This window comes from Bordetella muralis (assembly GCF_054781015.1).
In genome coordinates this window covers 128,414-153,349 of record NZ_BAAGVF010000006.1, presented here as the reverse complement: position 1 = coordinate 153,349, position 24,936 = coordinate 128,414, and the positions used below count along the sequence as shown (strand labels likewise).

Sequence of the window (24,936 nt, the reverse complement as noted above, 5' to 3'; positions counted from 1 at the left end):
GACGGGCCTATTGATTCCCATCGCACCGAATGACGACTTGTATGGTTTTTTCCATCTCGAGACTTGCATGCACACAAACGCTGTAACCGCCGCATCTCCGATCAAGATCGCTGTCCTCGCCATGGGTGGCCAAGGCGGAGGGGTGTTGGCTGATTGGATCGTGGATATGGCCGAACACGCAGGCTGGTGGGCACAAACCACCTCTGTGCCGGGGGTGGCGCAACGTACCGGGGCCACGATTTACTATCTGGAGCTCTTGCCCGAATCCGCTGTGCAACAAGCTGGCCGCCAACCGGCGCTGGCCCTCATGCCCACACCCGGCGATGTCGATCTGGTCGTGGCGGCGGAATTGATGGAAGGCGGCCGCGCCATTCAGCGCGGTCTTGTCACGCCTGAACGCACGACATTGATCTCGTCCTCCCACCGCAGTTTTGCGGTCAGCGAAAAATCTGCGCCCGGTAACGGCATTGCCGACCCGAATAAGGTGCTCGATGCTGGGCGTGTCGCCGCGCAACGTTTCCTGTGCTTTGATTTGCAGGCCTTGGCGGATCAGGCCGGCAGCGTCATCAGCGCCAGCCTGTTTGGCGCCGTGGCGGGCAGCGGCGCCCTGCCCTTTAGCCGCCAGGATTTCGAGGCCACGATCGAACGTGGTGGCCTCGGCGTCAAAGCGAGCTTGCGTGCATTCGCGCTGGGCTACGAGGCCGCTGCCACAGCCCCTGCCGTTCCTGCCCCGATTGATCGCGAACGCGAAATACCTGCGGTGCCGACGCGCGCCGCCGCACCGGGCGCGCAAGCGCTGCTGGATCGCATCACGCATGATTTTCCGAGCGTAGCCCAGCCGCTGCTGGCCGCCGGAGCACAGCGTACGGCCGAATTTCAAGACATGGCGTATGCCCGCGAATATCTGGATCGCATGGCGGCGCTGCACGCATTGGACGAACAATACGGCGGCGCCGGTCACGATTGGGCATTGACCCGTGCGGCTGCGCGCTATCTCGCGGTGGCGATGGCGTACGACGACGTCATTCGAGTGGCCGATCTCAAAACACGTGGCACCCGCTTTGACCGCGTGCGTACCGAGGTCGGCGCCAAACCGGATCAGTTGGTCTACACCACCGACTATATGCACCCTCGCGTTGAGGAAATCTGTGGCACGCTGCCGGTGGCCCTGGGCCGCTGGATCGAGCGCTCGCCGAGCCTGTCAGGATTTGTCAGCCGCCGCCTGGGCAAAGGACGCCGCCTGAACAGCACCTCGTTGACGGGGTTCCTGATGCTCTATGGCCTGGCCGGCATGCGGCGCATCCGCCGCCGGACCTTGCGCCATCAGATCGAAACGCAAGCCTTGCGGGAATGGCTGGATTTGATCGCCGAGCTCGTACCTCGCGATTACGCACTCGCGGTCGAGGTCGTGAACTGCCGCCGGCTCGTCAAAGGCTACAGCGACACGCATTCACGCGGCACGAGCAAGTACGGCACATTGCTCGACACCGCCCGCCAGTTGGCAGGCCGCCCGGATGCCGCGCAAACGCTGCGCGCTCTGCGGGAAACCGCCCTGTCCCAAGTCGCCTGCGGCCCGCTGGAAAACCAAGCCAAACAGGCCATCGCCGCCTGAACCGCCGCGATCGCTACGGAGACATCGTGCAGACTTTGAACCTCATCATTCGCGACATCCAGCAGGCAACGCCGCTGGTGCGCACTTTTGTCCTGGAAAATGCGGACGGTGGCACGCTGCCTGCATTTGAGCCTGGCGCGCATTTGAAAGTCCGGATCCCGGGCCTGGCCGAACCTCGTTGCTATTCGCTGATCGCAACATGCGCTGATACCTCGGCCTTTGCCGCTCCTCGTCAATATCGCTTGGGCGTTCGCCTGGACGAAGCCGGCGGCGGCGGATCCCGCTACATGCACGGGGTGCAGGTCGGCGACACGCTGACGGTGCAAGGGCCGAAGAACGATTTTCCACTGCATGCCTGCTCGCCTCAGGAATCGGTAGACCGTCATCGGACCGTGCTCATTGCAGGCGGTATCGGCATTACCCCCATCGCATCGATGGCTGCAGCGCTGAAACACACGGACCGCGAGTTCGTTTTGCATTACTGCGGCCGCTGCCGCGATCAGTTGGCGCTGATTGACGAACTCCGTACGTTGGCCGGCGAACACCTCACTGTACATGTGGACAACGATCCGCTGTCTGCCTTGAATCTCGATGCATTACTGGATACCTACGCACCGCATCAGCACCTGTATGTTTGCGGACCACAGGGCATGATCGATGCCGTCATTGCCGGGGCACGCCAACGGCAATGGCCCGACACGCATATCCATTTCGAGCTATTCACAACGGCAGCCCCGTTGGCTGGCGATCAGCCCTTTGAAGTCGAGCTCAAGCAAAGCGGCACGGTGCTGACCATTCCCGCCGACAAAACCATCGTCGAGGTCATGGAGGAAGCTGGCTGCGATCCCATGTATGACTGCAAGCGCGGTGAATGCGGCGTCTGTCAGGCCACCGTCCTCGAGGGCACCCCCGATCATCGCGACTATTACCTGTCGGACAAAGAAAAAGCCGAAGGCAAAGTGATCCAGATCTGCATCTCGCGTGCGAAATCCGCGCGCCTGGTGCTGGATCTGTGACGCACGAGACGTAAAAACAGGGGAAACATCATGGGCCACTATCGCAACAACCCCGACGCCATCCGTGCACTGGTGCGTGACACCGAGGTGCACAAAGACCTATTCGTCGATCAGGAACTGTTCGAACTGGAAATGGAACAGCTGTATGCCCGCACCTGGGTCTATGTGGGCCATGACAGCCAGGTTCCGAATCCTGGCGACTACATCACCACGACGGTCGGCGACGAGCCGGTGGTCATGGTGCGCCACACGGATCGAAATGTCCGCGTCTTGATCAATCGCTGTCCCCATAAGGGCACCATGGTCGCGGGCGACGCGTGTGGCAATACGGGTAAATTTTTTCGCTGCCCCTATCACGCCTGGACGTTCAAAACCGATGGCAGTCCGCTGTCCATTCCGCTCAAAAAGGGTTACGAGAACACGGGCCTGGAACATTGCGAAGCCAGCAAGGGCATGGCTGCGGTCGCCAATATCCACAATCACCGCGGATTCGTGTTCTGCCGCCTGAGCGACGAGGGCGAAGATTTCGAAACCTTTTTTGGCGAGTCCCTCTCCACGCTGGACAACATGGTGGATCGATCCCCCGAGGGTCGGCTCGAGGTGGCAGGCGGCGTATTCCGCTATATGCATCGCTGCAACTGGAAAATGCTGGTCGATAACCAGACCGATACCTGCCACCCGATGGTGGCGCATGAATCTTCAGCCGGCACTGCGGTACGCGTCTGGGAACAGGCCCCCGAGGGCACGCCCAAACCTATGGCAGTCGAGCTGTACGCGCCGTTTATTTCACCGTACGAGTTTTTCGAGGGTATGGGCATTCGCGTCTGGGAAAACGGACACGGACACACTGGCGTCTCTGATTCGATTCACGCCTCGTATTCGGCGATCCCGGGCTATTGGGACGCAATGGTGGCCGCCTACGGCGAGGACCGCACCAAGGCCATCCTGGGCGATGTACGGCATAACACCGTGTATTTCCCCAACATCATGGTAAAGGGTCCCATTCAGACGCTGCGTATTTTCAAGCCGCTGGCCGCGGATCGTACGCTGGTCGAGTCCTGGACGTTCCGTCTGGTCGGAGCCCCCGATCTGTTGCTGGAGCGAACGCTGATGTATAACCGCCTGATCAATGCCCCCACCTCGGTAGTGGGCCACGACGATCTGGAAATGTACGAACGCGCCCAGGATGGCCTACGGACACGCGCGCGCAGCTGGGTCAATGTGGGCCGCCTCTATGACGCTGCCGAACACGGTCAGAAGAACGTCGTCACCAACGGTACCAACGAATGGCAGATGCGTAACCAATATCGAGCCTGGGCACGCTATATGACCCAGGGCATGGAGGACGCGGCATGAACTCGTCAACGACCGCCGTGAGCGAACAGGACCTGCTGGACTTTGTCTATGCCGAGGCAAGGTTGCTGGATGAGCTGAAGTTCGAGCAATGGTTGGCGCTCTATACCGACGATGCTTACTACTGGATGCCGCTCGCGCATGACCAGCAGGACCCTCGCCTGCATGCCTCATTGATGTACGAGGACAAACTACTGCTGCAAGTGCGTATCGAGCGGCTAAACGGACAACGCACGTTTTCGCAGCAACCCAAAAGCCGCTGTCACCATTTGCTGCAACAGCCCACGATCGAACGAGATCATCCTGAACATGTACCTGACCAAGGGCGCTATGTCGTACGCGTGGCGTTTCACTATGTCGAAACCCGGCAGGATGCGCAGCAACTCTATGCAGGTTGGTCCACGCTACACCTGGTCGAACACGACGGGGCGTTGCGCATCCGGCTAAAGCGGGTGGACTTGGTCAATTGTAATGCCGCCTTTGGCAACATCCAGCTATTCATGTAAGGGGGCCACGTGAGCGCCACGGTTTACCAAGCGTTTGTAGACGCAACACAGAAATGGCCATCCAATGCGATGCTCTGTGTGCTGGAGGAAACGGCCGAAATTTATGGCATCCACGCTGGCGAAATCAGCTATCGGGACGCGAGAAGCCGCATCGAAGCGCTGCGCGAGGCTTATCAGCGAGCCGGTTATGGACACGGCCATCGCGCGGGTTTGCTGCTGGAAAATCGGCCGGATTTCTTTTTGCATTGGTATGCGCTGAACGGATTGGGCGTTTCGGTCGTTCCTATCAATGGCGATCTGCGCGCTGCAGAACTGGAATATCTGATCGGCCATAGCGAGATCGCCATCGCCATCGCCCTGCCTTCGCGTCATCAAGAACTGCGCGCTGCGGCAGAGCGCGCAAATCGTCCCCTGCAAATCATCGCCGCCGATGCCGCACCACCGCCTGCACCATTCCCCGCCCCTGCGGCCGGGACTGCCCCCGGCATCATGACCGAGTGCGCCCTGCTCTACACGTCCGGCACCACTGGACGTCCCAAAGGCTGCATTCTGCCCAACCGCTATTTCCTGCATGCCGGCAACTGGTACGCCAACATCGGGGGGCTCGCGACCTTGCATGCAGGGCGGGATCGCATGCTGACGCCTCTGCCCCTGGTACACATGAATGCTATGGCCTACTCGGCGATGGCGATGTTGCTGACGGGGGGATGCCTGATTACGCTGGACCGTTTTCACCCGCAGACGTGGTGGGCCAACGTACGCGATTCCCGCGCGACGGTGTTGCATTATCTGGGCGTAATGCCCGCTATCTTGATGAAAGCGGCACCCGCGCCGCAAGATCGCGATCACCAGATTCGATTTGGCTTCGGCGCGGGTGTTGACCGTGCATTGCACGATCCCTTTGAGGCGCGCTTTGGCTTTCCGTTGCTGGAAGCTTGGGCGATGACGGAGACCGGCGCGGGCGCGGTCATCATTGCGAATCACGAGCCGCGTCACACGGGCACCAATTGTTTTGGCGCGGCCGAGGATGATGTGCGGGTTCGCATTGTCGATGACGCGGGCCTGGACGTAGCCGATGGCATCCCAGGCGAGCTGCTCGTGTGCCATGCAGGCGAGGATCCGCGTTACGGTTTCTTTGCCGGCTATCTCAAGGACGAGGCCGCCACGGCAGCGGCATGGCAGGACGGCTGGTTCCATACCGGCGACCTGGTACGCCGCGAGCCCGATGGCAATATGCATTTCGTCGACCGCAAGAAAAACGTGATCCGCCGCAGTGGCGAGAACATCTCCGCCGTCGAAGTCGAAAGCGTGCTCGCACAACATCCCCTGATTAAAAGCGTCGCCGTGGCCGCTGTCCCGGACGCGGTGCGTGGCGATGAGGTCCTGGCCTGCGTCGTGCCTGTCACCATGCCCGCCGATGCCCACGCGATGCGGGATGCGGCCCATGACATCGTCCGCTGGTGTCTGACGCAACTGGCCTATTACAAGGCTCCGGGGTTCGTGGCTTTTGTCGAGGCCCTGCCCCTGACCACCACCAACAAGATCCAGCGCGGCGAGATGAAAGCCCTCGCGCCGACGCTGCCGGGCACCACGCGCTGCGTCGATACCTGCGCCATGAAAAAGCGCCAAGAGGTGCCCGCATGACTACGCTGCGTCGCGGATATGAGGGTGTCGTCGCGGTTTGCCCCGTGACGATACCCTATGCGCGCTACAGCACGCATAGCGCCCACTGGTGGCTGGGCCGCGCATTGTATGAATTGCTGCACGCATCGGGTCTGCAAAAAACGGACGTCGATGGCATGTGCGTCTCGAGTTTTACGCTGGCGCCGGATACTGCCGTCGGCTTGACTCAGCATTTGGGCATGGCGCCGCGTTGGCTCGATCACATTCCGATGGGCGGGGCGAGCGGTGTCGTGGCTCTGCGCAGGGCTGCTCGTGCCGTGCAAGCCGGCGATGCCGACGTCGTTGCCTGTCTGGCGGGCGATACCAATCATGTGGATTCGTTTCGCAACACGGTCAGCCAGTTCTCGCGCTTTGCCCAGGACGCCGTGTACCCGTATGGCGCCGGTGGCCCCAATGCCAGCTTTGCGCTGCTGACGGCGCACTACATGGCGCAAACTGGCGCCACTCGCGAGGACTTTGGCAAGCTGTGTGTCGCGCAACGCGACAACGCACTGCGCTATCCGCACGCGCTGATGAAAAAACCGCTGAGCCTGCAACAGTATCTGGACGCGCGTCTGATCACCGACCCGATCCATTTGTTCGATTGCGTCATGCCCTGCGCCGGGGCAGATGCGTTTCTGGTAATGAGTACGGATCGAGCAAAGGCACTGGGTCTGACGGGTGTACGCATCCTATCCACCATCGAACGCCACAATGCCTGGAGCGAGGACCCGATTCAGCAACGCGGCGGATGGACCATGGATGTGGACGAACTCTACGCGCTGGCGGGCCGTGGTCCGCAAGATATGGACTTTATGCAAGCCTACGACGACTATCCGGTCATCAATCTGATGCAGATCGAAGATCTGAGATTTTGTGCCAAAGGCGATGCACCGCAATTTGTGCGCGACAACACGTTCACGATAGACGGGACCTTTCCGTTTAATACCAACGGCGGCCAACTCTCTGTCGGTCAGGCTGGCGCGGCAGGTGGCTACCTGGGATTGGTCGAAGCACTACGGCAACTGACGGACACAGCAGGCGGCACGCAAGTCGCGCAGGCACAAACGGGACTGGTCAGTGGTTTCGGCATGATCAACTACGACCGCGGACTATGCACCGCCGCCGCGGTCCTGGCCAGGAGCGACGCATGACGCAGCCGCTGAACCCTCCGGCCAAGAAAAACCCTATCGCCCGGACTCGGCAGCCGACGCTGCCGCCGGGCCCCCGCAGCCGTTGCGCACTAGGGCTGACGCGCGCCGCCGCGTTGGGACGATTCGAACTGCAAGTGTGTTCCGCCTGCGCCACGGTGCAATATCCCCCGCGTGAAGTCTGCGGCGCATGCCTGTCGCACGAGTTGGCATGGGAATCTGTCAACCACGAAGGCGTATTGCTCGCGAGCACCACTTTGCACCATAGCAACGACCTGTATTTTCGCGAGCGCCTGCCGTGGAGAGTCGGCACCGTGCGTATGGATGCAGGCCCCTCGGTGGTGGCGCATGTGCATCAAGACTGCGCCGATGGCGCACGCGTACGTCTGACATTGCGCCTGGATCGCTCTGGCCAGGCCGTCATGATCGCTTTACCTGAAAAGGACACGCCGCATATGGCTGACGATCCCGTTCTGCGCGAGACCTCGTGCGATCCCAAGTTCCGTCGCGTGTTGATCACCGACGGTAAATCGGCTGCTGGCCAGGCCCTGGCCACCGCCTTGCTGGATGCGGGCGCATCGACGATATTCCTCGGCGATCCGCAGCCCTGGCGTCCTGTCGAGGCCTATGACGCCCTGCTGAAGGACGACCGCATCCAGGCCGTCACGCTGGACGTCACCGATACCGATTCGGTACAGCGTGCCGCTGCGTCGCTGGGGGGCAAGGTCGAGATTCTGATCAATACCGCCGACATGGAGCGCGAAGGCGGTGTCATGACGACCCGCGACGTCAACGTCGCGCGCGATGCGCTGGATATCAATGTGCTGGGCCTGATGCGCTTGGCCCAGCATTTCGGGCCAGCACTATGCGGGCGCGCTGCCGACGGGACGCGCAATGCCGTGGCCTGGGTCAATATCCTGTCTATTTACGCCCAGATGAATCTGCCCTCGCGCGGCATGTGGTCCGCGTCCAAGGCCGCCGCATTGTCATTGTCGCAATGCCTGCGCGCCGAGATGCGGCCATCCGGCATTCGCGTCATCAATGTATTCCCCGGGCCGCTGGATCACGAATGGGAACAGCGCACGCCGCCGCCGCGCGTTACGCCGCAGGCACTGGCGCAAGCAGTCATCCGCAGTTTGAAACAAGGAACCGAGGACGTGTACGTAGGCGATGTCGCGCAGGAATTCTGCGAACGCCTGACGGAAAACCCCAAAGCGCTCGAGCGCGAATTGGGCGCCTGAGGCCGTCCATTACGACGCACACGCCGCATCCCCTATCGATTGATTGGAGCCTTGGTAATGGATACCCATGTATTGACCCAGTTCATGAGCGAATTGATCAGTGGCCGCATTCGCATCGTGGATCTGACCGAAACCTTGACGCCGGAATTCCCGACTATCGTGCTGCCGCCGGAATTCGGCCAGGCCTGGCCGTTCCGTCTGGAGGAAATTTCCCGCTATGACGAACGGGGCCCGGCTTGGTATTGGAATAATTTTTCGTGCTCCGAGCATACCGGCACGCACTTCGATGCGCCCGCGCATTGGGTGTCCGGCAAGGATCAACCCGATAATACCGTCGACACCATTCCTGTCGAGGCGTTCATCGCCTCGGCCTGCGTCATCGATTGCTCGGAGCCCGCTCGCAACAATCCCGATTTTCTGCTGACGATAGATTATGTGCGCGAATGGGAGGCCGCTCATGGCCGAATTCCCCCGCGCAGCTGGGTACTGATGCGCACCGACTGGTCCAAACGGGCCAAGCCGGCGGACTATCTGAATATGCGTGATGACGGCGCACACTCGCCGGGGCCCGACGCGGAAGTCGTGCCGTGGCTGATACGCGAACGCGACGTGCATGGCTTTGGCACGGAGTCCGTAGGCACGGATGCCGGACAGGCCCAGCATCTGGATCCGCCCTATCCCTGTCATTACTACATGCACGGCAATAACCGCTATGGCCTGCAGTGCCTGACGAACCTGGATCAGTTGTCGGCCACAGGTGCGGTCATTTTCTCGGCGCCGCTAAAAATACGTAAAGGGTCTGGCAGTCCATTGCGGGTATTAGCCCTCACCCCATCCGCGCCCGCGCAGGCTACGCGGGATGCTACGCATTGACCTGCGTCAATTCGCACGAGACGATATACAGATCACAGGGGAATTCATGGAAAACAAGAACTACGTCGCGCTGGTCACCGGCGGCAGCGCCGGGATAGGCGCCGAAATCTGCCGCAGCATGCTCGATGCCGGCTGGCGCGTCGTGTCGCTGGCGCGGCGCGATCCCGATTTCACGCACGAACGCCTGATCAGTGTGCAGGCGGATTTGCTGGATGCGAACGCTACCGCGCAGGCTGCCGCACAAATCGCGCAGGACTATCCCGTCAGCCATATCGTGCATAACGCAGGCGTTATCTGGCCCAATCTGCTACCTGACGTCACGCAGGAACAATTGCATGGACTGACCCAATTGCATCTGGGCGCCGCCATCAGCCTGGTGCAGGCAGCCCTGCCCGGGATGCAGGAGCGCAAGTTCGGCCGTATTGTTCTGATGTCCTCGCGCGGCGCACTGGGGCTGCCTACACGCACAGCGTACTCCGCCACCAAGGCCGGCATGATAGGCATGGCGCGCACGTGGTCGTTGGAACTGGCCCCGCACGGCATTACGGTCAACGTCGTCGCCCCAGGCCCGATCAAAACAGATATGTTCCACGATGTCATTCCTGCCGGTAGTGAACGCGAACAGCAGCTCGCGCGCGGCATCCCGGTACAACGCGTGGGCCTGCCGGATGATGTCGCCCGCGCCGTCATGTTTTTTGCAGATCCCGCCAATAGCTTCGTGACGGGTCAAACCTTGTATGTCTGTGGCGGCGCCAGTGTGAGTTCCATCACGATCTGACATCGCATCGCGCCTCGTACCCCAAAGCAGTTCCGTCGTCGTCTTATTCCCTCATTGCAGCATTCGTTTCTCTCCCTCTCGGAGGATTTGCCATGCATTCAAAGACTGTCTCGCTGGCGGCCGCGGCCGTCCTGGCCGCCTTGTGTTCCCTGCCCGCCTGGGCACAGATGAAAGTGGGCGTTGTGACGTCCTCGACCGGCCCCACGGCGCTGGTGGGGATTCCGCAAAAGAACACAGTACCGCTATTGCCGAAAAAGATCGGCGATATCGACGTGCAATACATTTCCCTGGATGATGCCAGCGATCCCACCGCGTCCGTCACGGCGTTCAAGAAGCTGATTTCCGAGGAAAACGTGGACGCCATCATCGGCCCCTCAGGGTCGCCGAACGCGATGGGCGTGATTCAGTTTGTCGCCGAGGCTGGCGTGCCCATGTTGGCTCCGGTTGGCACCGCTGCGGTCGTGCTGCCGATGACGGACCAGAAAAAATGGGTGTTCAAGACCACGCAGAATGATGACATCATCGCACGTGCGCTGGTCGATCATATGGCCAAGACGGGCATCAAAACGGTCGGCTTTATCGGCCTGAACGATCCCTATGGCGAGAACTGGTACAAGGTATTTTCCGGTCTGGCGACGGAGAAAGGCATCAAGATTGTCGCCAACGAACGCTATATGCGCACCGATAGCTCGGTCACAGGCCAGTCGCTGAAACTGCTGTCAGCGCGGCCTGATGCCGTGTTGATCGCTGCTCCGGGCGCGGCGAGCGTATTGCCCGAAGCCACTCTGTTTGATCAGGGGTACAAGGGCAAGTTTTATCAAACCCACGGCGCCGCGCTGCCAGATTTCCTGAAGCTGGGCGGCAAGAAGGTCGAGGGCACAATCCTGGCAGCCAGCCTGATGCTGGTGTTGCCGGAGATTCCCGACAGCAACCCGTCCAAGAAAGTCGCCAGCGACTATATCGCCGCCTATGAAAAACTGAATGGTTCCAGACCCGCCACGTTCGGCGCAAATGTTTATGACGCCGGCCTGCTGCTGGAAAAAGCCGTGCCGATTGCACAAAAAGCCGGAAAACCAGGGACCAAGGAGTTCCGCAGCGCATTGCGCGACGCGCTGGAACAAACCAAGGAACTGGTGGGCACGCAAGGGGTCTACAACATGAGTGCGGCAGACCACAGCGGGTTCGACGATCGCGGCCGCGAACTGATCACGGTCAAAAATGGCCAGTGGATGCTGGTGAAGTAATGGCGACATTGCTGGCGCGACGACGGAGAGCTTTCGCATGAATGCGCAGATCGCCTTGATCCTGGGGCAGGATGGCATTACCAACGGCGCGGTCTACGCGCTGTTGGCGCTGTCCATCCTGCTGGTCTTCACCGTAACCCGGGTGCTGTTCATTCCGCAGGGCGAGTTCGTGGCTTTTGGCGCGCTGACCATGGCGGCGCTGCAAGCAGGCACCCCGACCCGTATGGTGTGGTTGCTGGCGGGTTTTGCCGTGGCGGAATTTCTGGCCGATGCCATCGCCGCACGCCGACGCACAGGGAATCTGCACATAGGGCCCTGGATGATCATCAAGCTGATGTATCCGTTCGCATTGGCTGCCCTGCTCTATGCGTTGCCGTTGGCCTCATTGCCCATGGTGCTGCGCGCACTGCTTGCATTGGCGATTCTGGTCCCCATGGGACCGCAGCTCTACCGTTTGTTTTTTCAACCCATCGCATCAGCGTCCACCTTGGTGCTGCTGATCGTATCCATCGCCGTACACCTGGCCCTGGTGGGTCTGGGTCTGCTTATCTTTGGCCCCGAGGGCGCGCGTACCGATCCATTCAGCGATGTCAGTTTTCCGCTGGGACCGATCAACATCAATAGTCAGGCGATCTGGGTCGTCCTGGTGTCGTTGATTCTCATCGTGGTGCTGTATACGTTCTTTGAACGCACCATGTATGGCAAGGCCTTGCGGGCCGCAGCATTCAATCGGCTCGGTGCGAGACTCATGGGGATTTCGCCGACGCTTGCCGGCAAGGCAACGTTTTTTCTGGCTGCCTTGATCGGTACCGTGTCGGGCATCCTGATTGCCCCGATCACCACCATCTATTTCGACTCGGGTTTTCTCATCAGCCTGAAAGGTTTCGTAGGCTCGATCATCGGCGGATTGGTGAGCTATCCGATCGCCGCCGCAGGGGCTGTGCTCGTCGGATTGATCGAGGCTTTCTCCGCGTTCTGGGCCAGTGCCTATAAAGACATCATCGTGTTCACGCTCATCATCCCCGTGCTCGTCTGGCGTTCACTGAAAAGCCATCATGTCGAAGAGGAGGACGACGAGTGAAGCCGCGCCACATTGTCCTGATATTCCTGGCGCTCCTGTTGCTGGCGCCGCTGGTATTGCCGCCGTTCTACGTCACGCTGCTGAACTACATCGGTCTGTATGCGATGGTGTCGTTGGGCCTGGTGCTCTTGACTGGCGTGGGGGGACTGACGAGTTTCGGACAGGCGGCGTTCGTAGGCCTGGGCGCATACACTACTGCGGTGCTGACCACGCAGGCCGAGAGCTTGCCTGCTTGGCTGGCATGGATGGGCACATCGCCATGGATCACGCTGGTCATCGGCCTGATCTTGACCCTGATCGTCGCCTGGCTGCTGGGCGCGATCACGTTGAGCCTGTCCGGGCATTTCCTGCCGCTGGGCACGATCGCGTGGGGATTAAGCCTGTACCTCGCGTTCGGTTCTGTCCAGGGTCTGGGCGGCCATACTGGCCTGCCCGACATTCCGCCGATTTCGCTGGGCAGCCTGGTATTGAATACCGGCCCGAGCATCTACTACCTCATCTGGGCGTTCTTGATGCTGGCCGTATGGTGCACCCGAAACTTGCTGGACTCCCGCGAGGGCCGCGCGATACGCGCCCTGAAAGGCGGGCGCATCATGGCCGAATCCATGGGGGTGAACACCACGCGTGCGCGCATGGTGATCTTTCTCATCGCCGCGTTGCAGGCCTGCGCCTCTGGCTGGTTGTATGCCCACATGCAGCGCTTTGTGAACCCCCATCCGTTCGGCCTGCAAATGGGCATCGAATACATGTTCATGACGGTGATCGGCGGCGCCGGCCACGTATGGGGCGCGATTGCCGGTGCGGGTATTTTCACTGTCCTCAAGCAATGGCTCCAGGACTGGATGCCGCGTTTGCTGGGACAAACCGGCAACTTTGAAATCATCGTGTTCGGCTTTGGTATGGTGCTCTTGCTGCACCGTGCACGGGGCGGCGTATGGCCTGTGTTGGCGAAACTCGTTCCGGTCAAAAAGTCCCCGCTGCAGGTCGATCGACAAGCCGAACCCCTGTCCCGCCGCGACATGCCGGCGCCCGGCACCGTCCTGCTGGAAGCACGCGACGTCACGCGCAAGTTCGGCGGCCTGGTCGCCAACAACGCGATGAGTCTCACCGTCCACGCCGGCGAGATCCTGGCCCTGATAGGCCCGAATGGCGCGGGAAAAAGCACTATGTTCAACCAGATCAGTGGTGTCGATACGCCAACCTCGGGACAGGTGCTGTTGCGCGGTGAATCAGTCGCTGGCACGGGCGCGCGGCATATTGCAGGTCTGGGTTTATCGCGCACGTTTCAGCACGTCAAGCTCTTGAGCCGAATGACCGTACTGGAAAACGTCGCGATCGGGGCCCACCTGCGGGGGCATCGCGGCGTGATGCAAGCCGCATGGCGACTAGATCGCCAGGAAGAACAACGCCTGCTGGCCGAGGCGGCGCGTCAGATCGAACGCGTGGGACTTGGCAAGCATATGCATGACGAGGCGGGATCGCTGGCGCTGGGACAACAACGCATTCTGGAAATTGCTCGCGCTCTCGCGTCCGACCCCTGCTTGCTGCTGCTGGACGAGCCCGCCGCCGGATTGCGTTATCAGGAAAAGCAAGAGCTGGGCGAGCTTCTGCGACGCCTGCGTGCCGAGGGAATGGGGATACTACTCGTGGAACACGATATGGATTTTGTGATGGGTCTCGTGGATCGTGTTGTCGTGATGGACTTCGGGCAGAAAATCGCAGAGGGCCTGCCCGCGGAGATTCAATCGCATCCCGCCGTGCTGGAGGCTTATCTCGGAGGCATAGACGATTGATGCTCAACTCCAACACGACCATGGGTGCCGCCATGAACAGCACAAGCGCAGACGCACTGGCTCGTCCCTCCCCCTCACGCGACCTATTGCGTGTCACGGACCTGCATGTCGCCTATGACAAGATCGAAGCAATCTCTGGCATCAACCTTCGTGTAGGCGAAGGCCAGATCGTGACCGTGATCGGCCCCAACGGGGCGGGAAAAACCACGCTATTGGCCGCCATCATGGGTGTGTTGCCCTCGCGCGGCGAGATCGTCTTTGATGGCCGCCCTCACGTGCATGCCGAAATCGAGGAAATGGTCGCAGCGGGTATGAACCTGGTTCCCGAAAAACGCGAACTGTTTGCCGAAATGAGTGTGGAAGACAACCTGATGCTGGGGGCCTTTCACCGCTATCGCACGGGTCAACGCGACCATCATGCCAGTCTGCAAGAGGTCTATGAACTGTTTCCCCGATTGCGTGAGCGTCGCGCGCAATTGTCCGGTACGCTGTCTGGCGGCGAACGGCAAATGCTGGCCGTCGGCCGGGCATTGATGGCGAAACCCAGGCTGCTGATGCTGGACGAACCGAGCCTGGGTCTCGCACCACGCATCGTGCGCGAGGTATTCCATATCGTGGCTGAACTGCGCCGGCGCGGCGTATCCATTCTGCTGATCGAACAAAACGCCCGCGCCGCCCTGCAAGTTGCCGATTACGCCTACGTACTGGAAACCGGCGCCATCACGATCGAAGGACCCGCCGCAGATATTGCACAGGACAGGCGAGTGATTGATGTTTATCTTGGGTTGGGGAAACACTGAAAACTAACGCATTTTTAATGCAATTATTTCATTTATAACGCAATAATTGAGTTAATCCATTTGCATTCGAGATAGCCGAATTGCCCGCTATCCGCCCCGGCCGCGCCACGATCGCGATGGAGATTCAAGCTGAGAGGAACTTACACCCGGAAATCCACGGTCTGCGGCCGACCCGCCAACGCCAGTGTCGCCGTCGCAGGCGGTGTGCTGGCCACCTGCTTACCTGCGCGCCAAACATGCAGACGCGTGGCACGCAGGCGCAGCGCCTCGACGGGGTTACGAGCCTGCAACAGCACCATATCCGCACGTTTGCCGATCTCGATACCCGTGTCGTCCAGACCTAAAATTTTGGCGGGTGCGGTGGTCACGGCGTCAAAGCACGCATGCATGGCGTCTTGCCCAGTCATCTGGGCCACATGCAATCCCATGTGCGCGACCTCCAGCATATCGCCCGAGCCCAAGCTGTACCAAGGATCCATCACACAGTCGTGGCCAAACGCGACTGTCACGCCAGCCGCCAGCAACTCGGGCACGCGTGTCATCCCGCGACGCTTCGGATAGGTGTCGTGACGCCCCTGAATCGTGATGTTGATCAACGGATTGGCGATGGCCGAGACCCCTGCCTCGCGAATCAACGGAATCAGCTTGGACACGTAGTAGTTGTCCATCGAATGCATGGACGTGAGATGCGAACCCGTTACCCTGCCCTGCAAACCTAGACGCTGAGTGTGATAAGCCAACGTCTCGATGTGACGAGACATGGGATCATCCGTCTCGTCGCAATGCATGTCCACGCGCAGGCCGCGTTCGGCTGCCAGTTCGCATAGCAAACGTACCGATTCAGCGCCATCAGCCATGGTGCGTTCGAAATGCGGAATACCGCCCACCACGTCTACCCCCATATCCAGTGCACGTTTCAGATTGTCCATGGCACCAGGTGCGCGCAGCACGCCGTCCTGGGGAAACGCGACCAGTTGCAGATCGAGATACGGTTTGACGCGCTCACGCACGTGCAGCAAAGCCTCTGTGGCCAGCAAACGCGAATCGCAAACATCCACGTGCGAACGAATCGCCAACAGACCGTTGGCCACTGCCCAATCGCAATACGCCAACGCGCGCTCGACCAGCGCCTCCTGCGTCAACAGCGGCTTTAATTCCCCCCACAGCGCAATGCCCTCTAGCAAGGTGCCGGATTGATTCACGCGCGGCAGGCCGTATGACAGCGTCGAATCCATATGGAAATGCGCATCGACAAACGGCGCGCTCAGCAACTGTCCCTGAGCATCGACCACCTGACCGGCCTCGGCCTGCAGCGCAGGCTGGATAGACACGATGCGGCCATTCTGCACGCCGACATCCACGCCCGTCTGGCCGTTGGCCAGATTGCAGTTCTTGATAATGAGATCGAGCATATAAAAACCTTTTGATTGACTGTGCCGTGTGGGTTCAACGCTCGCCCTTGCGATAGGGCTTCATCAGCGCTTGGGGATACGCGGCACGACGCGCCATCACGACCAGCGCCAAAATGGACAGCACGTACGGCAACATCAAATAAACCTGATACGGCAACTCTGGCAAGCCCGGCAGACTCGTGCCGCCCTGCTGCAACCGCAGTTGCAACGCATCAAAGAACGCGAAAATCAACGCGCCCAGCAAGGCCTTGCCCGGCCGCCAGGACGCGAACACCACGAGCGCCACGCACACCCAACCGCGGCCGTTGACCATATTGAAAAAGAAGGCGTTGAACGCGGCCAGCGTGAGGAAACTGCCCGCGATGCCCATCAGCGCTGACCCCGCTACGATAGCGCCCATGCGCAGCTTCGTCACGGACAAGCCCTGCCCCTCGGCAGCGGCGGGATTTTCACCCACCATGCGTATCGCCAAGCCCAGCGGCGTTCGATTCAACACCCAAGCGATCAGGGGCACCGCAATCAAGGCGATCAAAGTCATCACCGTCTGGCCCGCCAATACAGGGCCAATCAAGGGAATGTCCTTGAAGAACGTCATCTCGGCAAACGGCGTGATCGTCGGCGGGGTATTCACACTGGGAAACGTCACGCGATAGGCGAAATAGCTCAGACTCGTCGCCAGCAAGGTCACGCCCAATCCGGACACGTGTTGGGACAGCCCCAACGGCACCGTCAACACCGCATGCAATAGCCCGAACACCATACCCGCCAGCGCGGCCGCCAGCACACCGACATAAAGCGGTGCGCCGAGGTATACGACCAGCCAACCCGTAAAGGCCCCGGCCGCCATGATGCCTTCGATACCCAGGTTCAGCACCCCTGCACGCTCGCACAAGAGCACACCCAGCGTGCCCAGGATCAACGGCGTAGCCAGACGCAGCACCGCCACCCAGAACGCGCTCGAACTCAACAGATCCATCCATTCCATGCGCGTCTCCTCAGGCCTGCTTGCGGCGCAGACGATACTGCGCAAACAAGGTGGCCACCAGCATGGACAACAGCGATGCGGCCACAATCACATCGGCAATGTAGTTCGGCACGGCAATCGCCCGGCTCATGCTGTCGGCGCCCACCAACATACCTGCTACGAAAATGCTGGCCACGACCACACCCAGCGGATGCAGGCCCGCCAACATGGCCACCACCACGCCCGTATAGCCATAGCCAGGCGACATATCCAACGTCACATAGCTCGTGCGTCCTGCGACCTCGATCGCCCCCGCTAGCCCAGCCAGCGCACCCGACAACATCGCCGTGCCCAGCATCACTCGCGTCACCGGCAGTCCCAGAAAACGCGAAGCATGCGCATTGGCGCCCACTGCACGCATCTGCAGACCGAAAACCGTGTAGCGGTTGATCAACCATAGGCCGACTGCCAGGCCCAGCGCCCAGAGCATCCCCGTATGCGCGCGCGTCTTTGCAATCAACTTGCCGAATTCGAGATCGGGATTCAGTGCCACCGACTGCGGCCAACCCATGGCCATCGGGTCTTTCATGACACCGTCCAGCATCATCGAGACGAACAACAGCACAATAAAGTTGCCCAGCAGCGTGGTCACCACCTCGTCCACGCCCAGACGGGTTTTCAGCAAGGCGGGAATCAACAGCAACAACGCCCCGGCCAACGCAGCGGCGATCATCATGCCGGCGAACAGCACCGGCACCGGCAGATCAAAGCCGACGCCATCATGCATCCCGCCCACTGCCACCGCAGCCAAGGCCCCCAGATATAACTGCCCTTCCGCGCCGATGTTGTAGAACCGTGCACGGAATGCCACCGCACAGGCCAACCCGGTCAGCATCAACGGCGTCGCACGCGTCAGCGTTTCCGACAACGCAAACCGCGAACCGAACGCACCATCGAACAACAGCGCATACGTCTGGCCCACCGGCGCACCGGCCCACGCCACGAGCAGCGCACAGATCAACAAAGTAAACACAATCGCTGCCAGTGGCGCTAACAGCAATGCCGTGCGGCTGGCTTCAGTGCGGCGTTCCAAATACAGATTCATGATGTAGATAGCTATTCGTCAGGCAGACATAGTGCCCGTCATGGCCAGGCCTACCGATGCAGGCGTCCATTCAGCCACAGGCTTCACGGCGATGATCTTGCCGCCGCACATGACCGCAATGCGATCGGCCAAGGCAAAGATTTCCTCCAGGTCTTCGGACACCAGCAGGATGCCTGCGCCACGTTCGCGCGCAGCCAATAGCTGTTCGCGCACATAGGCAACCGCCCCAATGTCCAAACCCCAAGTCGGCTGGTCGGCCACAATCAACTTCGGCTGCCGAGCCAGCGTGCGGCCCAGAATCAGCTTTTGCATATTGCCGCCGGACAAGCTGCGGGTACGTACCTCCAGCGAGGCGGCACGCACGTCGAACTGTTTGCTCAACTCACGGGCATAGGTCCGGCCGGCTTGTGCGCGCACCATCCCCAGGCGGGTAAAGCGCTTGTCGTTCAGGTCTTCGACGATGGCGTTTTCCCATAAGGGGCTATCGCCGATGACACCCTCGTGATGACGGTCTTCGGGGATCCGCCCCACGCCCGCCGCAGTCCACCCGGCAGGCGTGCGCGGCGCGGCCGCATGATCCGGCCCCAGCCTGATGGTGCCGTCGTCAGGCTGGCGCAATCCGTTCAATACCGACACCAAGGCCTGTTGGCCATTGCCAGCGACACCGGCGATGGCCACGATCTCATGGGTATGCACGATCAAATCGGCAGCGTCGAGCAGTGGCGCACCACCGTGACTATTGCGCACGGTGACTTGCGACAGCGTCACCACAGGCGCTGCCTGGGCACGCGGTTCGGCACTCTGCACACGCGGCATCACGACCTTGCGGCCGACCATCAACTCGGCCAGCTCTGCCGCGTTGGTCGATGCCGTGTCGCGTTCAGCCACGAGCTTGCCTTGACGCAAGACTGCCACACGTTGCGATACCGCCATGACTTCATCCAGCTTGTGCGAAATGAAGATCACGGCCAGCCCCTCTGCCACGAAGCCGCGCAGGGTCGCGAACAACCCGTCGACCTCCTGCGGCGTCAGCACAGCCGTTGGCTCATCCAGGATCAGAATGCGCGCACCACGGTAGAGCGCCTTGAGAATCTCGACGCGCTGCTTCTCGCCGACAGACAGGCTTCCCACACGTGCATCGGGATCTACCCCCAAGCCAAAGCGCTGGCCCAGCTCGATCAACCGTTGCCGAGCCTGCTTGCGCCCGGAAGCGAGCCGCCACAACGACTGCGTGCCGACCATCACGTTGTCCAGCACACTCATGTTGTCTGCCAACGTGAAATGTTGATGAACCATGCCCACGCCCGCAGCCAGTGCAGCGTCGGGCCGGCCGGGCGGCAACGCCTGGCCATAGACCGTGATACGGCCTGCGTCGGCCACGTAGTGCCCGAACAGAATGGACACCAACGTGGACTTGCCCGCGCCGTTTTCCCCCAACAGGGCGAGCACCTCGCCCTGCTTCACGCTCAGCGAGACCGCGTCATTCGCCGTCAGGCTGCCAAAACGCTTGGTAATACCCTCGAGTTGCAGGGCCAGGGTATCCGTCATTTGGCGCTGGACTTGGGTTCGCTGTTGTTCACTTTGACTTCAAAGCTGCCATCCAGGATCGCCTTTTGCTTGGCCTCGACCTTGGCCTTGAGGTCCGCGGGAATCTTCGACTCGAACGTACCCAGCGGCGCGAGTTCCGATCCTTTGAATTTCATCAGCGAATACTGGCCGTAGTCTTCTGCCGCGAACTTGCCTGCCTTGACCTGAGCCAATGCGTGCTCGATCGTGGGCTCCATGTTCCACAGTGCCGACGCCACGACCGTCTCGGGATACTGGGGCTGCGTGTCAACCACGTTGCCGATCGCGAGCTTGCCGCGCTCCTTGGCCGCGTCGGACACGCCAAAGCGCTCGGCGTACAACACGTCTGCGCCTTGATCGATCATCGCGAAGGCGGCTTCTTTAGCCTTTGGGGGATCAAACCACGAGCCGATGAACGACACGGTGAAGGTGACCTTGGGATTGATTTCCTGGGCACCCGCCATGAACGCCTGCATCAGGCGATTGACTTCGGGAATGGGATATCCGCCCACCAGGCCGATCTTGCCCGACTGGCTCATACCGCCGGCGATCATGCCGGTCAGGTAGGCCGGCTCCTGGATATAGTTGTCAAACACCGAAAAATTCGGCTTTTGCGGTTTGGCCGACGAGCCCATCAGGAAAGCTGTCTCGGGATAATCCTTGGCGACCTTGCGCGCCGCAGCCTCGACGGCAAAGGCCTCGCCTACGATCAGCTTGTTGCCCTGCTCCGCATACTGGCGCACGACACGCTCGTAGTCCGCGTTGCTGACGTTCTCGGAAAACACGTATTCGATCTCGCCTTTTTCCTTGGCGGCGTTCAGCGCCTTGTGGATGCGCGATACCCATTGCTGCTCGACCGGCACAGTATAGACAGCCGCGACCTTGATCTTGGCTTCGTCCTGCGCCTGGGCCCAGCCCGACATCACGAACACGCCCGCGGCCGCTACACCGAGTTTCAGCACGCTACGGCGGGCAAGTCCGGATACGGACGGGAGATTTTCAAACATCATGGTTTCGGCTCCTAGGCGATATAAAAAGCCCTCAACCCGAACGCGGCACAGGTGCCCCCGCACAAATCGGGGCGCGTCTGAACAACGAGGGAAAACGGCAGGCATCAGTCGACGTAGCGGGGCTACTGGTGTTAGTGACCCGAGGGTCTGAGTGAAAGTCGCCCGTAATCAAGCAAAATGCATGCCGCATGCTCGTGCCGCACGACCTGTCACACAAAAGCCCCCACGCTGCGCCCCCGGCTTGCTGCCCCCCAAAGGGCGTTTTTGTCTTGGGGCGGTCCGGCAACAAAAACCGGGCCGGACGGGATTGTAGTCAATCTATCGAGGGCTGAACGCCCCGTTTTGGTGCGTGTCGTGAAAAAACACCCATCTCTGCGCACCATTGCAGTGCGTTTCTGTGTTCCATTGAGGTCACGACATCGTGCACGCAGGAGTTTGCGCGGCCGTAGCTCGCTCGTCTTTCGACTGGGGGGCCGCCCGCTGTGACGCAGCCAGAGCGCCAAATGCCAGCAACGTCAATGCAGCCGATGCCGGGGCCAGCCACAGCAGACCTGCATGGTCTGCAACGCGTCCACCCACACCCGATCCCAATGCGATCCCTAAAAAGATGCCCGACGAATTCAGCGCGATTACCATCCCCCGATAGCCGGGTTCCAGGGCAACGACGCGGCGCAACTGAGACGGATAAAACACGTCCTGCGTCACTGCCCAGATGACAAGCAGCAGGAACAACAATCCCAGCCTGAACACCTCACTCCAGAATGGCACTCCCAACACGGCAATCGCGCTAAAGACCAGCGTCATCGTCACCATCACGATACGCAGCAGCCTGTCGGCAGAATGATGCAGCGACACCCGTTGCGCGATCAGGTTTCCCGCGATGCCCGTCAGTCCGAACAACAGCAAGGCAATGCCGCCCTCTGCCGCACTGGCTCCGAAATGTCCGGTGATCAGCGGCAAAATCAATGTATAGGTCGCAAAAAAGGCCGCGGTCTGCAAAACAACGACAGCGAGTCCGGCCGCTGTAGCCGGCCGCAATAGCAACTGCAATAATCCCCTCGGCCTCATCGGCTCACCGTACGACGTATCGCGCACCGTGGCGAGAATCCAACCGAGGCTGCCCGCAGCCATCATCGCGAGGCCGATGAATACCGCACGCCACCCCAGAGCCTGAGCCAGGGCTGCAGCAGCCGGCGCCGCCACGACGCTGGATAGGGTCACTCCTGCAAACACCACGGCCAAGGCCTTTCCGCGCCGCTCCGCCGGGGCCAGCCCTGCCCCGATCGCATTAGCGACCGGACTGACAATCGCCGCGCCCAGGCCCGCTACGATCCGCGTAGCCAGCAACCAGGCAAAGCTGGCCGTAAACGCCCCGGCCAATGTCGCCAGCAGCATCACCACCAATCCGGTCAACAACAGCGTCCGACGACGAGAGTGGCCGACCAGCACCTGCAACAACGGTGCGCCGACAGCAAACGCGATCGAGAATGCTGTCATCAATAGTGCCGCCTCCCCGGGAGAGATGTGCCAGGCCTCCACTAAAGCGGGTAAGGCGCCAACCACGCCATACGACATCCCGCCCACTGCGAAATTCGCGCTGGCCAAGGCACGCAAGGCATGCCGCTCTGGTTCTTCCACTTTCCTTGTCCGCACTGTCTGACTCCGAATCATGCCGAGCCAGGACTGCCCTGCCCGACTCCGTTTCAAGTCATAGTGTGCGCAAGTCCTTGGTATATTTGAAATCGATTATTAATATCGGAGATATCCAAATGGCTGATATACCATCGCCTCTGCGAGGTGCAGATTTGGCGTTATTGGGCTCTCTGGATGTGTTGCTGGAGGAAGCCAACGTCACCCGTGCTGCCGAACGGTTGCATCTCAGCCAGCCCGCGCTGTCGGCGCAGCTCGCCCGGCTGCGTGAGCTGACCAATGATGCGTTGCTGGTACCGGCAAAACACGGCCGCGGCATGACACCGACCGCCCGCGCACTGGCGATACGTGAACCGCTGCGAGCCGCATTGCACGAGCTGCACGCTGCCCTCGCCCGGGGCGTGAATTTTGACCCGGCGCATGACTCGCGCACCTTTCAAATCCTGGCCAGCGATAATGGCTTTGTCATGGTTGGCCTGGATCTGGTCCGCCGCATCGCCAGCCGCGCGCCTCATGTGCGACTCGCATTTCATACCGTCCCTGCCGACACGGCTGGCGCCTGGCTCGCCAACGGCAAGGCAGATTTACTCATCGCCGCGGATTTTTCAACGCCGGCAGACGCGCGTCGCCAGCAGCTATTGAGCGAGCGTTATGTGATGGCGCAGCGCAAAGCGCACCCCAGGGGGCTGACGCCTCCCGATCTCGATGCTTACTGCGCCTTGGGTCATGTGATGGTGTCCGGAGACGGCGGTAATTTTCATGGCTTTATGGACGATGCCATCGCTCGCCACGGGCGCACGCGCAATGTCGCCGTTTCCGTCCAGCAATATCATTTGGCGCCGTTGGTGATTGAAGCCACAGACTATGTGTGCGCCCTGCCCGAGCGTTTTTTGCAACGGTTCTCGGACCGGTTGGATTTGCTGCCGTTGCCGTTGGAGGTCGGCGGATTTGGACTCACGGCGGCATGGCACCCGCGTCACGACGCCGATGCTGCACATTCCTGGTTGCGCAATGAGCTATTTGCGGCCGCTGCCAGCCGCGGTCTGTGAGTCCGCGGACCTGGCTTTCGTGCACGCTGTTGCCCGCGTTTCGGATAGGCGCCAATTTATTGACAATATTCAGAACAATAAATAGGGAATAAACTGACAGTTTGTCCCGAAAATAGAGACAATTGATGCTTGACCTCCAGCAGATCAACAGTTTTCTCTCCGTCGTGCGTCATGGGAGTTTTGTCAGTGCCACCGAGGCCACGAACCTGTCCAAAGCCGCCATTTCACGGCACGTCGCTGATCTGGAGGCACATCTGGGACTGCGTCTGCTGCACCGGACTACGCGCCGTCTCTCGCTGACCGAAGACGGGCAGCGCTTTCATGCCCGGGCAATGGAGCTCGCGGCTGCGCTCGATGAACTGGAAACCGAAACCGTCTCGCATGGCGGCCATGCGGTAGGCATGCTGCGCATCAATGCACCACTATCATTCGGTCTGCTGCACTTGGCACCGTTATGGCCACAATTCCTGGCAGAAAACCCCAACGTATCGCTGGACATCGATCTGAATGATCGCATGGTCGATCTGGTGGACGAAGGATACGACCTGGCGATACGCATCACGAATCTACCCGACTCGCGCCTGATCAGCCGCCAGTTGGCCAGCACCCGGATGGCATTGTGCGCATCTCCGCAATACGTCAAAAAACACGGCCGCCCGAAAACCCCTGAGGACCTGACACATCATCACATCGTTTCTTATAGTTATCTGACCAGCAAGGACGACTGGCGATTCACCGGGCCCAAAGGTGAAGTGCACGTCAAGGTCAATCCTCGGATCCGCACCAATAGCGGCGACACCTGTCGTCTGGCTGCATTGGCGCATCAAGGCATCATCCTGCAGCCCGACTTTCTGATTGGCGAGGATCTCAAACAAGGCACGCTCGTCGAGTTGATGCGCGACTACCATGCCTCTACCCTGGGCATACACGTGGTCTATGCCAGCCGCAAACACATGTCGTTGAAGATGCGCAGGATGCTAGATTTTCTGATTGCGGCGTTTGGGCATCCTGCATGGGCGTGACCAATATCTGCCAGAACAGGCTGCGCCGTTATCGCACGCCGCAGAGTT

General features: G+C 60.6%; 21 protein-coding genes. 15 read left to right on the top strand and 6 right to left on the bottom strand.

Features of this window, described 5'->3' with window-relative positions:
- The first annotated feature begins 67 nt into the window (after nt 1-67).
- The 13 genes from ACYVIT_RS11725 (at nt 68) to ACYVIT_RS11665 (ending at nt 15,110) form a co-directional block, all read left to right on the top strand.
- Nucleotides 68-1,612, top strand: coding sequence for an indolepyruvate oxidoreductase subunit beta family protein (locus ACYVIT_RS11725; protein ID WP_415806174.1), 1,545 nt, complete (start codon nt 68-70; stop codon nt 1,610-1,612).
- 26 nt (nt 1,613-1,638) lie between these two features.
- Nucleotides 1,639-2,628, top strand: a complete 990-nt coding sequence (locus tag ACYVIT_RS11720) for a PDR/VanB family oxidoreductase (RefSeq protein ID WP_415806173.1) — start codon at nt 1,639-1,641, stop codon at nt 2,626-2,628.
- A 30-nt stretch (nt 2,629-2,658) separates the two neighbouring features.
- Nucleotides 2,659-3,984, top strand: coding sequence for an aromatic ring-hydroxylating dioxygenase subunit alpha (locus ACYVIT_RS11715; RefSeq protein WP_415806172.1), 1,326 nt, complete (start codon nt 2,659-2,661; stop codon nt 3,982-3,984).
- Nucleotides 3,981-4,487: an aromatic-ring-hydroxylating dioxygenase subunit beta gene (locus ACYVIT_RS11710; protein ID WP_415806171.1), complete on the top strand. Its 507-nt coding sequence runs from the start codon at nt 3,981-3,983 to the stop codon at nt 4,485-4,487. Before ACYVIT_RS11715 ends, ACYVIT_RS11710 begins: the two co-directional genes overlap by 4 nt.
- 9 nt (nt 4,488-4,496) lie before the next feature.
- On the top strand, nt 4,497-6,131 hold the full coding sequence (locus ACYVIT_RS11705) for an AMP-binding protein (RefSeq protein WP_415806170.1): 1,635 nt from the start codon (nt 4,497-4,499) through the stop codon (nt 6,129-6,131).
- Nucleotides 6,128-7,303: a thiolase family protein gene (locus ACYVIT_RS11700; RefSeq protein ID WP_415806169.1), complete on the top strand. Its 1,176-nt coding sequence runs from the start codon at nt 6,128-6,130 to the stop codon at nt 7,301-7,303. The genes ACYVIT_RS11705 and ACYVIT_RS11700 overlap by 4 nt, the downstream gene beginning before the upstream one ends.
- Entirely contained in the window at nt 7,300-8,541 is a 1,242-nt protein-coding gene (locus ACYVIT_RS11695) for an SDR family NAD(P)-dependent oxidoreductase (protein WP_415806168.1), read from the top strand. The genes ACYVIT_RS11700 and ACYVIT_RS11695 overlap by 4 nt, the downstream gene beginning before the upstream one ends.
- Nucleotides 8,542-8,598: 57 nt before the next feature.
- Complete coding sequence (locus tag ACYVIT_RS11690) at nt 8,599-9,414, top strand: cyclase family protein (protein WP_415806167.1); 816 nt, start codon at nt 8,599-8,601, stop codon at nt 9,412-9,414.
- Nucleotides 9,415-9,460: 46 nt separating this feature from the next.
- Nucleotides 9,461-10,192 carry an SDR family NAD(P)-dependent oxidoreductase gene (locus tag ACYVIT_RS11685; protein ID WP_415806267.1) on the top strand — a complete coding sequence of 244 codons (732 nt, stop codon included), beginning with the start codon at nt 9,461-9,463 and terminating at the stop codon, nt 10,190-10,192.
- A 92-nt stretch (nt 10,193-10,284) separates the two neighbouring features.
- Entirely contained in the window at nt 10,285-11,436 is a 1,152-nt protein-coding gene (locus ACYVIT_RS11680) for an ABC transporter substrate-binding protein (RefSeq protein ID WP_415806166.1), read from the top strand.
- A 37-nt stretch (nt 11,437-11,473) separates the two neighbouring features.
- Complete coding sequence (locus ACYVIT_RS11675) at nt 11,474-12,517, top strand: branched-chain amino acid ABC transporter permease (RefSeq protein WP_415806165.1); 1,044 nt, start codon at nt 11,474-11,476, stop codon at nt 12,515-12,517.
- Nucleotides 12,514-14,310 (top strand): branched-chain amino acid ABC transporter ATP-binding protein/permease, encoded by a 1,797-nt coding sequence (locus tag ACYVIT_RS11670; protein WP_415806164.1) that lies wholly within the window; start codon nt 12,514-12,516, stop codon nt 14,308-14,310. Before ACYVIT_RS11675 ends, ACYVIT_RS11670 begins: the two co-directional genes overlap by 4 nt.
- 32 nt (nt 14,311-14,342) lie before the next feature.
- Nucleotides 14,343-15,110 (top strand): ABC transporter ATP-binding protein, encoded by a 768-nt coding sequence (locus tag ACYVIT_RS11665; protein WP_415806266.1) that lies wholly within the window; start codon nt 14,343-14,345, stop codon nt 15,108-15,110.
- Nucleotides 15,111-15,250: 140 nt separating this feature from the next.
- Here ACYVIT_RS11665 and ACYVIT_RS11660 read toward each other — a convergent pair whose 3' ends face one another.
- The 6 genes from ACYVIT_RS11660 to ACYVIT_RS11635 all read right to left on the bottom strand — a co-directional run bounded on the left by ACYVIT_RS11660 (nt 15,251) and on the right by ACYVIT_RS11635 (nt 22,805).
- Entirely contained in the window at nt 15,251-16,522 is a 1,272-nt protein-coding gene (locus tag ACYVIT_RS11660; RefSeq protein ID WP_415806163.1) for an amidohydrolase family protein, read from the bottom strand.
- A 34-nt stretch (nt 16,523-16,556) separates the two neighbouring features.
- On the bottom strand, nt 16,557-17,507 hold the full coding sequence (locus ACYVIT_RS11655; RefSeq protein WP_415806162.1) for an ABC transporter permease: 951 nt from the start codon (nt 17,505-17,507) through the stop codon (nt 16,557-16,559).
- A 10-nt stretch (nt 17,508-17,517) separates the two neighbouring features.
- The gene (locus ACYVIT_RS11650) at nt 17,518-18,591 is read right to left on the bottom strand and encodes an ABC transporter permease (RefSeq protein ID WP_415806161.1); all 1,074 of its coding nucleotides are present in this window, start codon (nt 18,589-18,591) and stop codon (nt 17,518-17,520) included.
- An 18-nt stretch (nt 18,592-18,609) separates the two neighbouring features.
- The gene (locus tag ACYVIT_RS11645; protein ID WP_415806160.1) at nt 18,610-20,139 is read right to left on the bottom strand and encodes an ABC transporter ATP-binding protein; all 1,530 of its coding nucleotides are present in this window, start codon (nt 20,137-20,139) and stop codon (nt 18,610-18,612) included.
- Nucleotides 20,136-21,167: a BMP family protein gene (locus ACYVIT_RS11640; RefSeq protein WP_415806159.1), complete on the bottom strand. Its 1,032-nt coding sequence runs from the start codon at nt 21,165-21,167 to the stop codon at nt 20,136-20,138. The genes ACYVIT_RS11645 and ACYVIT_RS11640 overlap by 4 nt, the downstream gene beginning before the upstream one ends.
- Before the next feature lie 411 nt (nt 21,168-21,578).
- A complete protein-coding gene (locus tag ACYVIT_RS11635; RefSeq protein ID WP_415806158.1) occupies nt 21,579-22,805 on the bottom strand; it encodes an MFS transporter in 1,227 nt (408 codons plus the stop codon).
- Nucleotides 22,806-22,936: 131 nt separating this feature from the next.
- Between ACYVIT_RS11635 and ACYVIT_RS11630 the strand changes: the two genes are divergently transcribed.
- The gene (locus tag ACYVIT_RS11630) at nt 22,937-23,866 is read left to right on the top strand and encodes a LysR family transcriptional regulator (protein ID WP_415806157.1); all 930 of its coding nucleotides are present in this window, start codon (nt 22,937-22,939) and stop codon (nt 23,864-23,866) included.
- A gap of 125 nt (nt 23,867-23,991) precedes the next feature.
- The gene (locus ACYVIT_RS11625) at nt 23,992-24,888 is read left to right on the top strand and encodes a LysR family transcriptional regulator (protein ID WP_415806156.1); all 897 of its coding nucleotides are present in this window, start codon (nt 23,992-23,994) and stop codon (nt 24,886-24,888) included.
- The last annotated feature ends 48 nt before the right edge of the window (nt 24,889-24,936 follow it).

What these genes read in the sequence shown, in the direction of transcription:
- ACYVIT_RS11715 (WP_415806172.1), top strand. Translation starts at nt 2,659, where the DNA reads ATGGGCCACTATCGCAACAACCCCGACGCCATCCGTGCACTGGTGCGT.
- ACYVIT_RS11630 (WP_415806157.1), top strand. Translation starts at nt 22,937, where the DNA reads ATGGCTGATATACCATCGCCTCTGCGAGGTGCAGATTTGGCGTTATTG.
- ACYVIT_RS11695 (WP_415806168.1), top strand. Translation starts at nt 7,300, where the DNA reads ATGACGCAGCCGCTGAACCCTCCGGCCAAGAAAAACCCTATCGCCCGG.
- ACYVIT_RS11645 (WP_415806160.1), bottom strand. Translation starts at nt 20,139, where the DNA reads ATGACGGATACCCTGGCCCTGCAACTCGAGGGTATTACCAAGCGTTTT.
- ACYVIT_RS11700 (WP_415806169.1), top strand. Translation starts at nt 6,128, where the DNA reads ATGACTACGCTGCGTCGCGGATATGAGGGTGTCGTCGCGGTTTGCCCC.
- ACYVIT_RS11665 (WP_415806266.1), top strand. Translation starts at nt 14,343, where the DNA reads ATGAACAGCACAAGCGCAGACGCACTGGCTCGTCCCTCCCCCTCACGC.
- ACYVIT_RS11710 (WP_415806171.1), top strand. Translation starts at nt 3,981, where the DNA reads ATGAACTCGTCAACGACCGCCGTGAGCGAACAGGACCTGCTGGACTTT.
- ACYVIT_RS11660 (WP_415806163.1), bottom strand. Translation starts at nt 16,522, where the DNA reads ATGCTCGATCTCATTATCAAGAACTGCAATCTGGCCAACGGCCAGACG.
- ACYVIT_RS11625 (WP_415806156.1), top strand. Translation starts at nt 23,992, where the DNA reads ATGCTTGACCTCCAGCAGATCAACAGTTTTCTCTCCGTCGTGCGTCAT.
- ACYVIT_RS11675 (WP_415806165.1), top strand. Translation starts at nt 11,474, where the DNA reads ATGAATGCGCAGATCGCCTTGATCCTGGGGCAGGATGGCATTACCAAC.
- ACYVIT_RS11655 (WP_415806162.1), bottom strand. Translation starts at nt 17,507, where the DNA reads ATGGAATGGATGGATCTGTTGAGTTCGAGCGCGTTCTGGGTGGCGGTG.
- ACYVIT_RS11640 (WP_415806159.1), bottom strand. Translation starts at nt 21,167, where the DNA reads ATGATGTTTGAAAATCTCCCGTCCGTATCCGGACTTGCCCGCCGTAGC.
- ACYVIT_RS11725 (WP_415806174.1), top strand. Translation starts at nt 68, where the DNA reads ATGCACACAAACGCTGTAACCGCCGCATCTCCGATCAAGATCGCTGTC.
- ACYVIT_RS11690 (WP_415806167.1), top strand. Translation starts at nt 8,599, where the DNA reads ATGGATACCCATGTATTGACCCAGTTCATGAGCGAATTGATCAGTGGC.
- ACYVIT_RS11685 (WP_415806267.1), top strand. Translation starts at nt 9,461, where the DNA reads ATGGAAAACAAGAACTACGTCGCGCTGGTCACCGGCGGCAGCGCCGGG.
- ACYVIT_RS11650 (WP_415806161.1), bottom strand. Translation starts at nt 18,591, where the DNA reads ATGAATCTGTATTTGGAACGCCGCACTGAAGCCAGCCGCACGGCATTG.
- ACYVIT_RS11680 (WP_415806166.1), top strand. Translation starts at nt 10,285, where the DNA reads ATGCATTCAAAGACTGTCTCGCTGGCGGCCGCGGCCGTCCTGGCCGCC.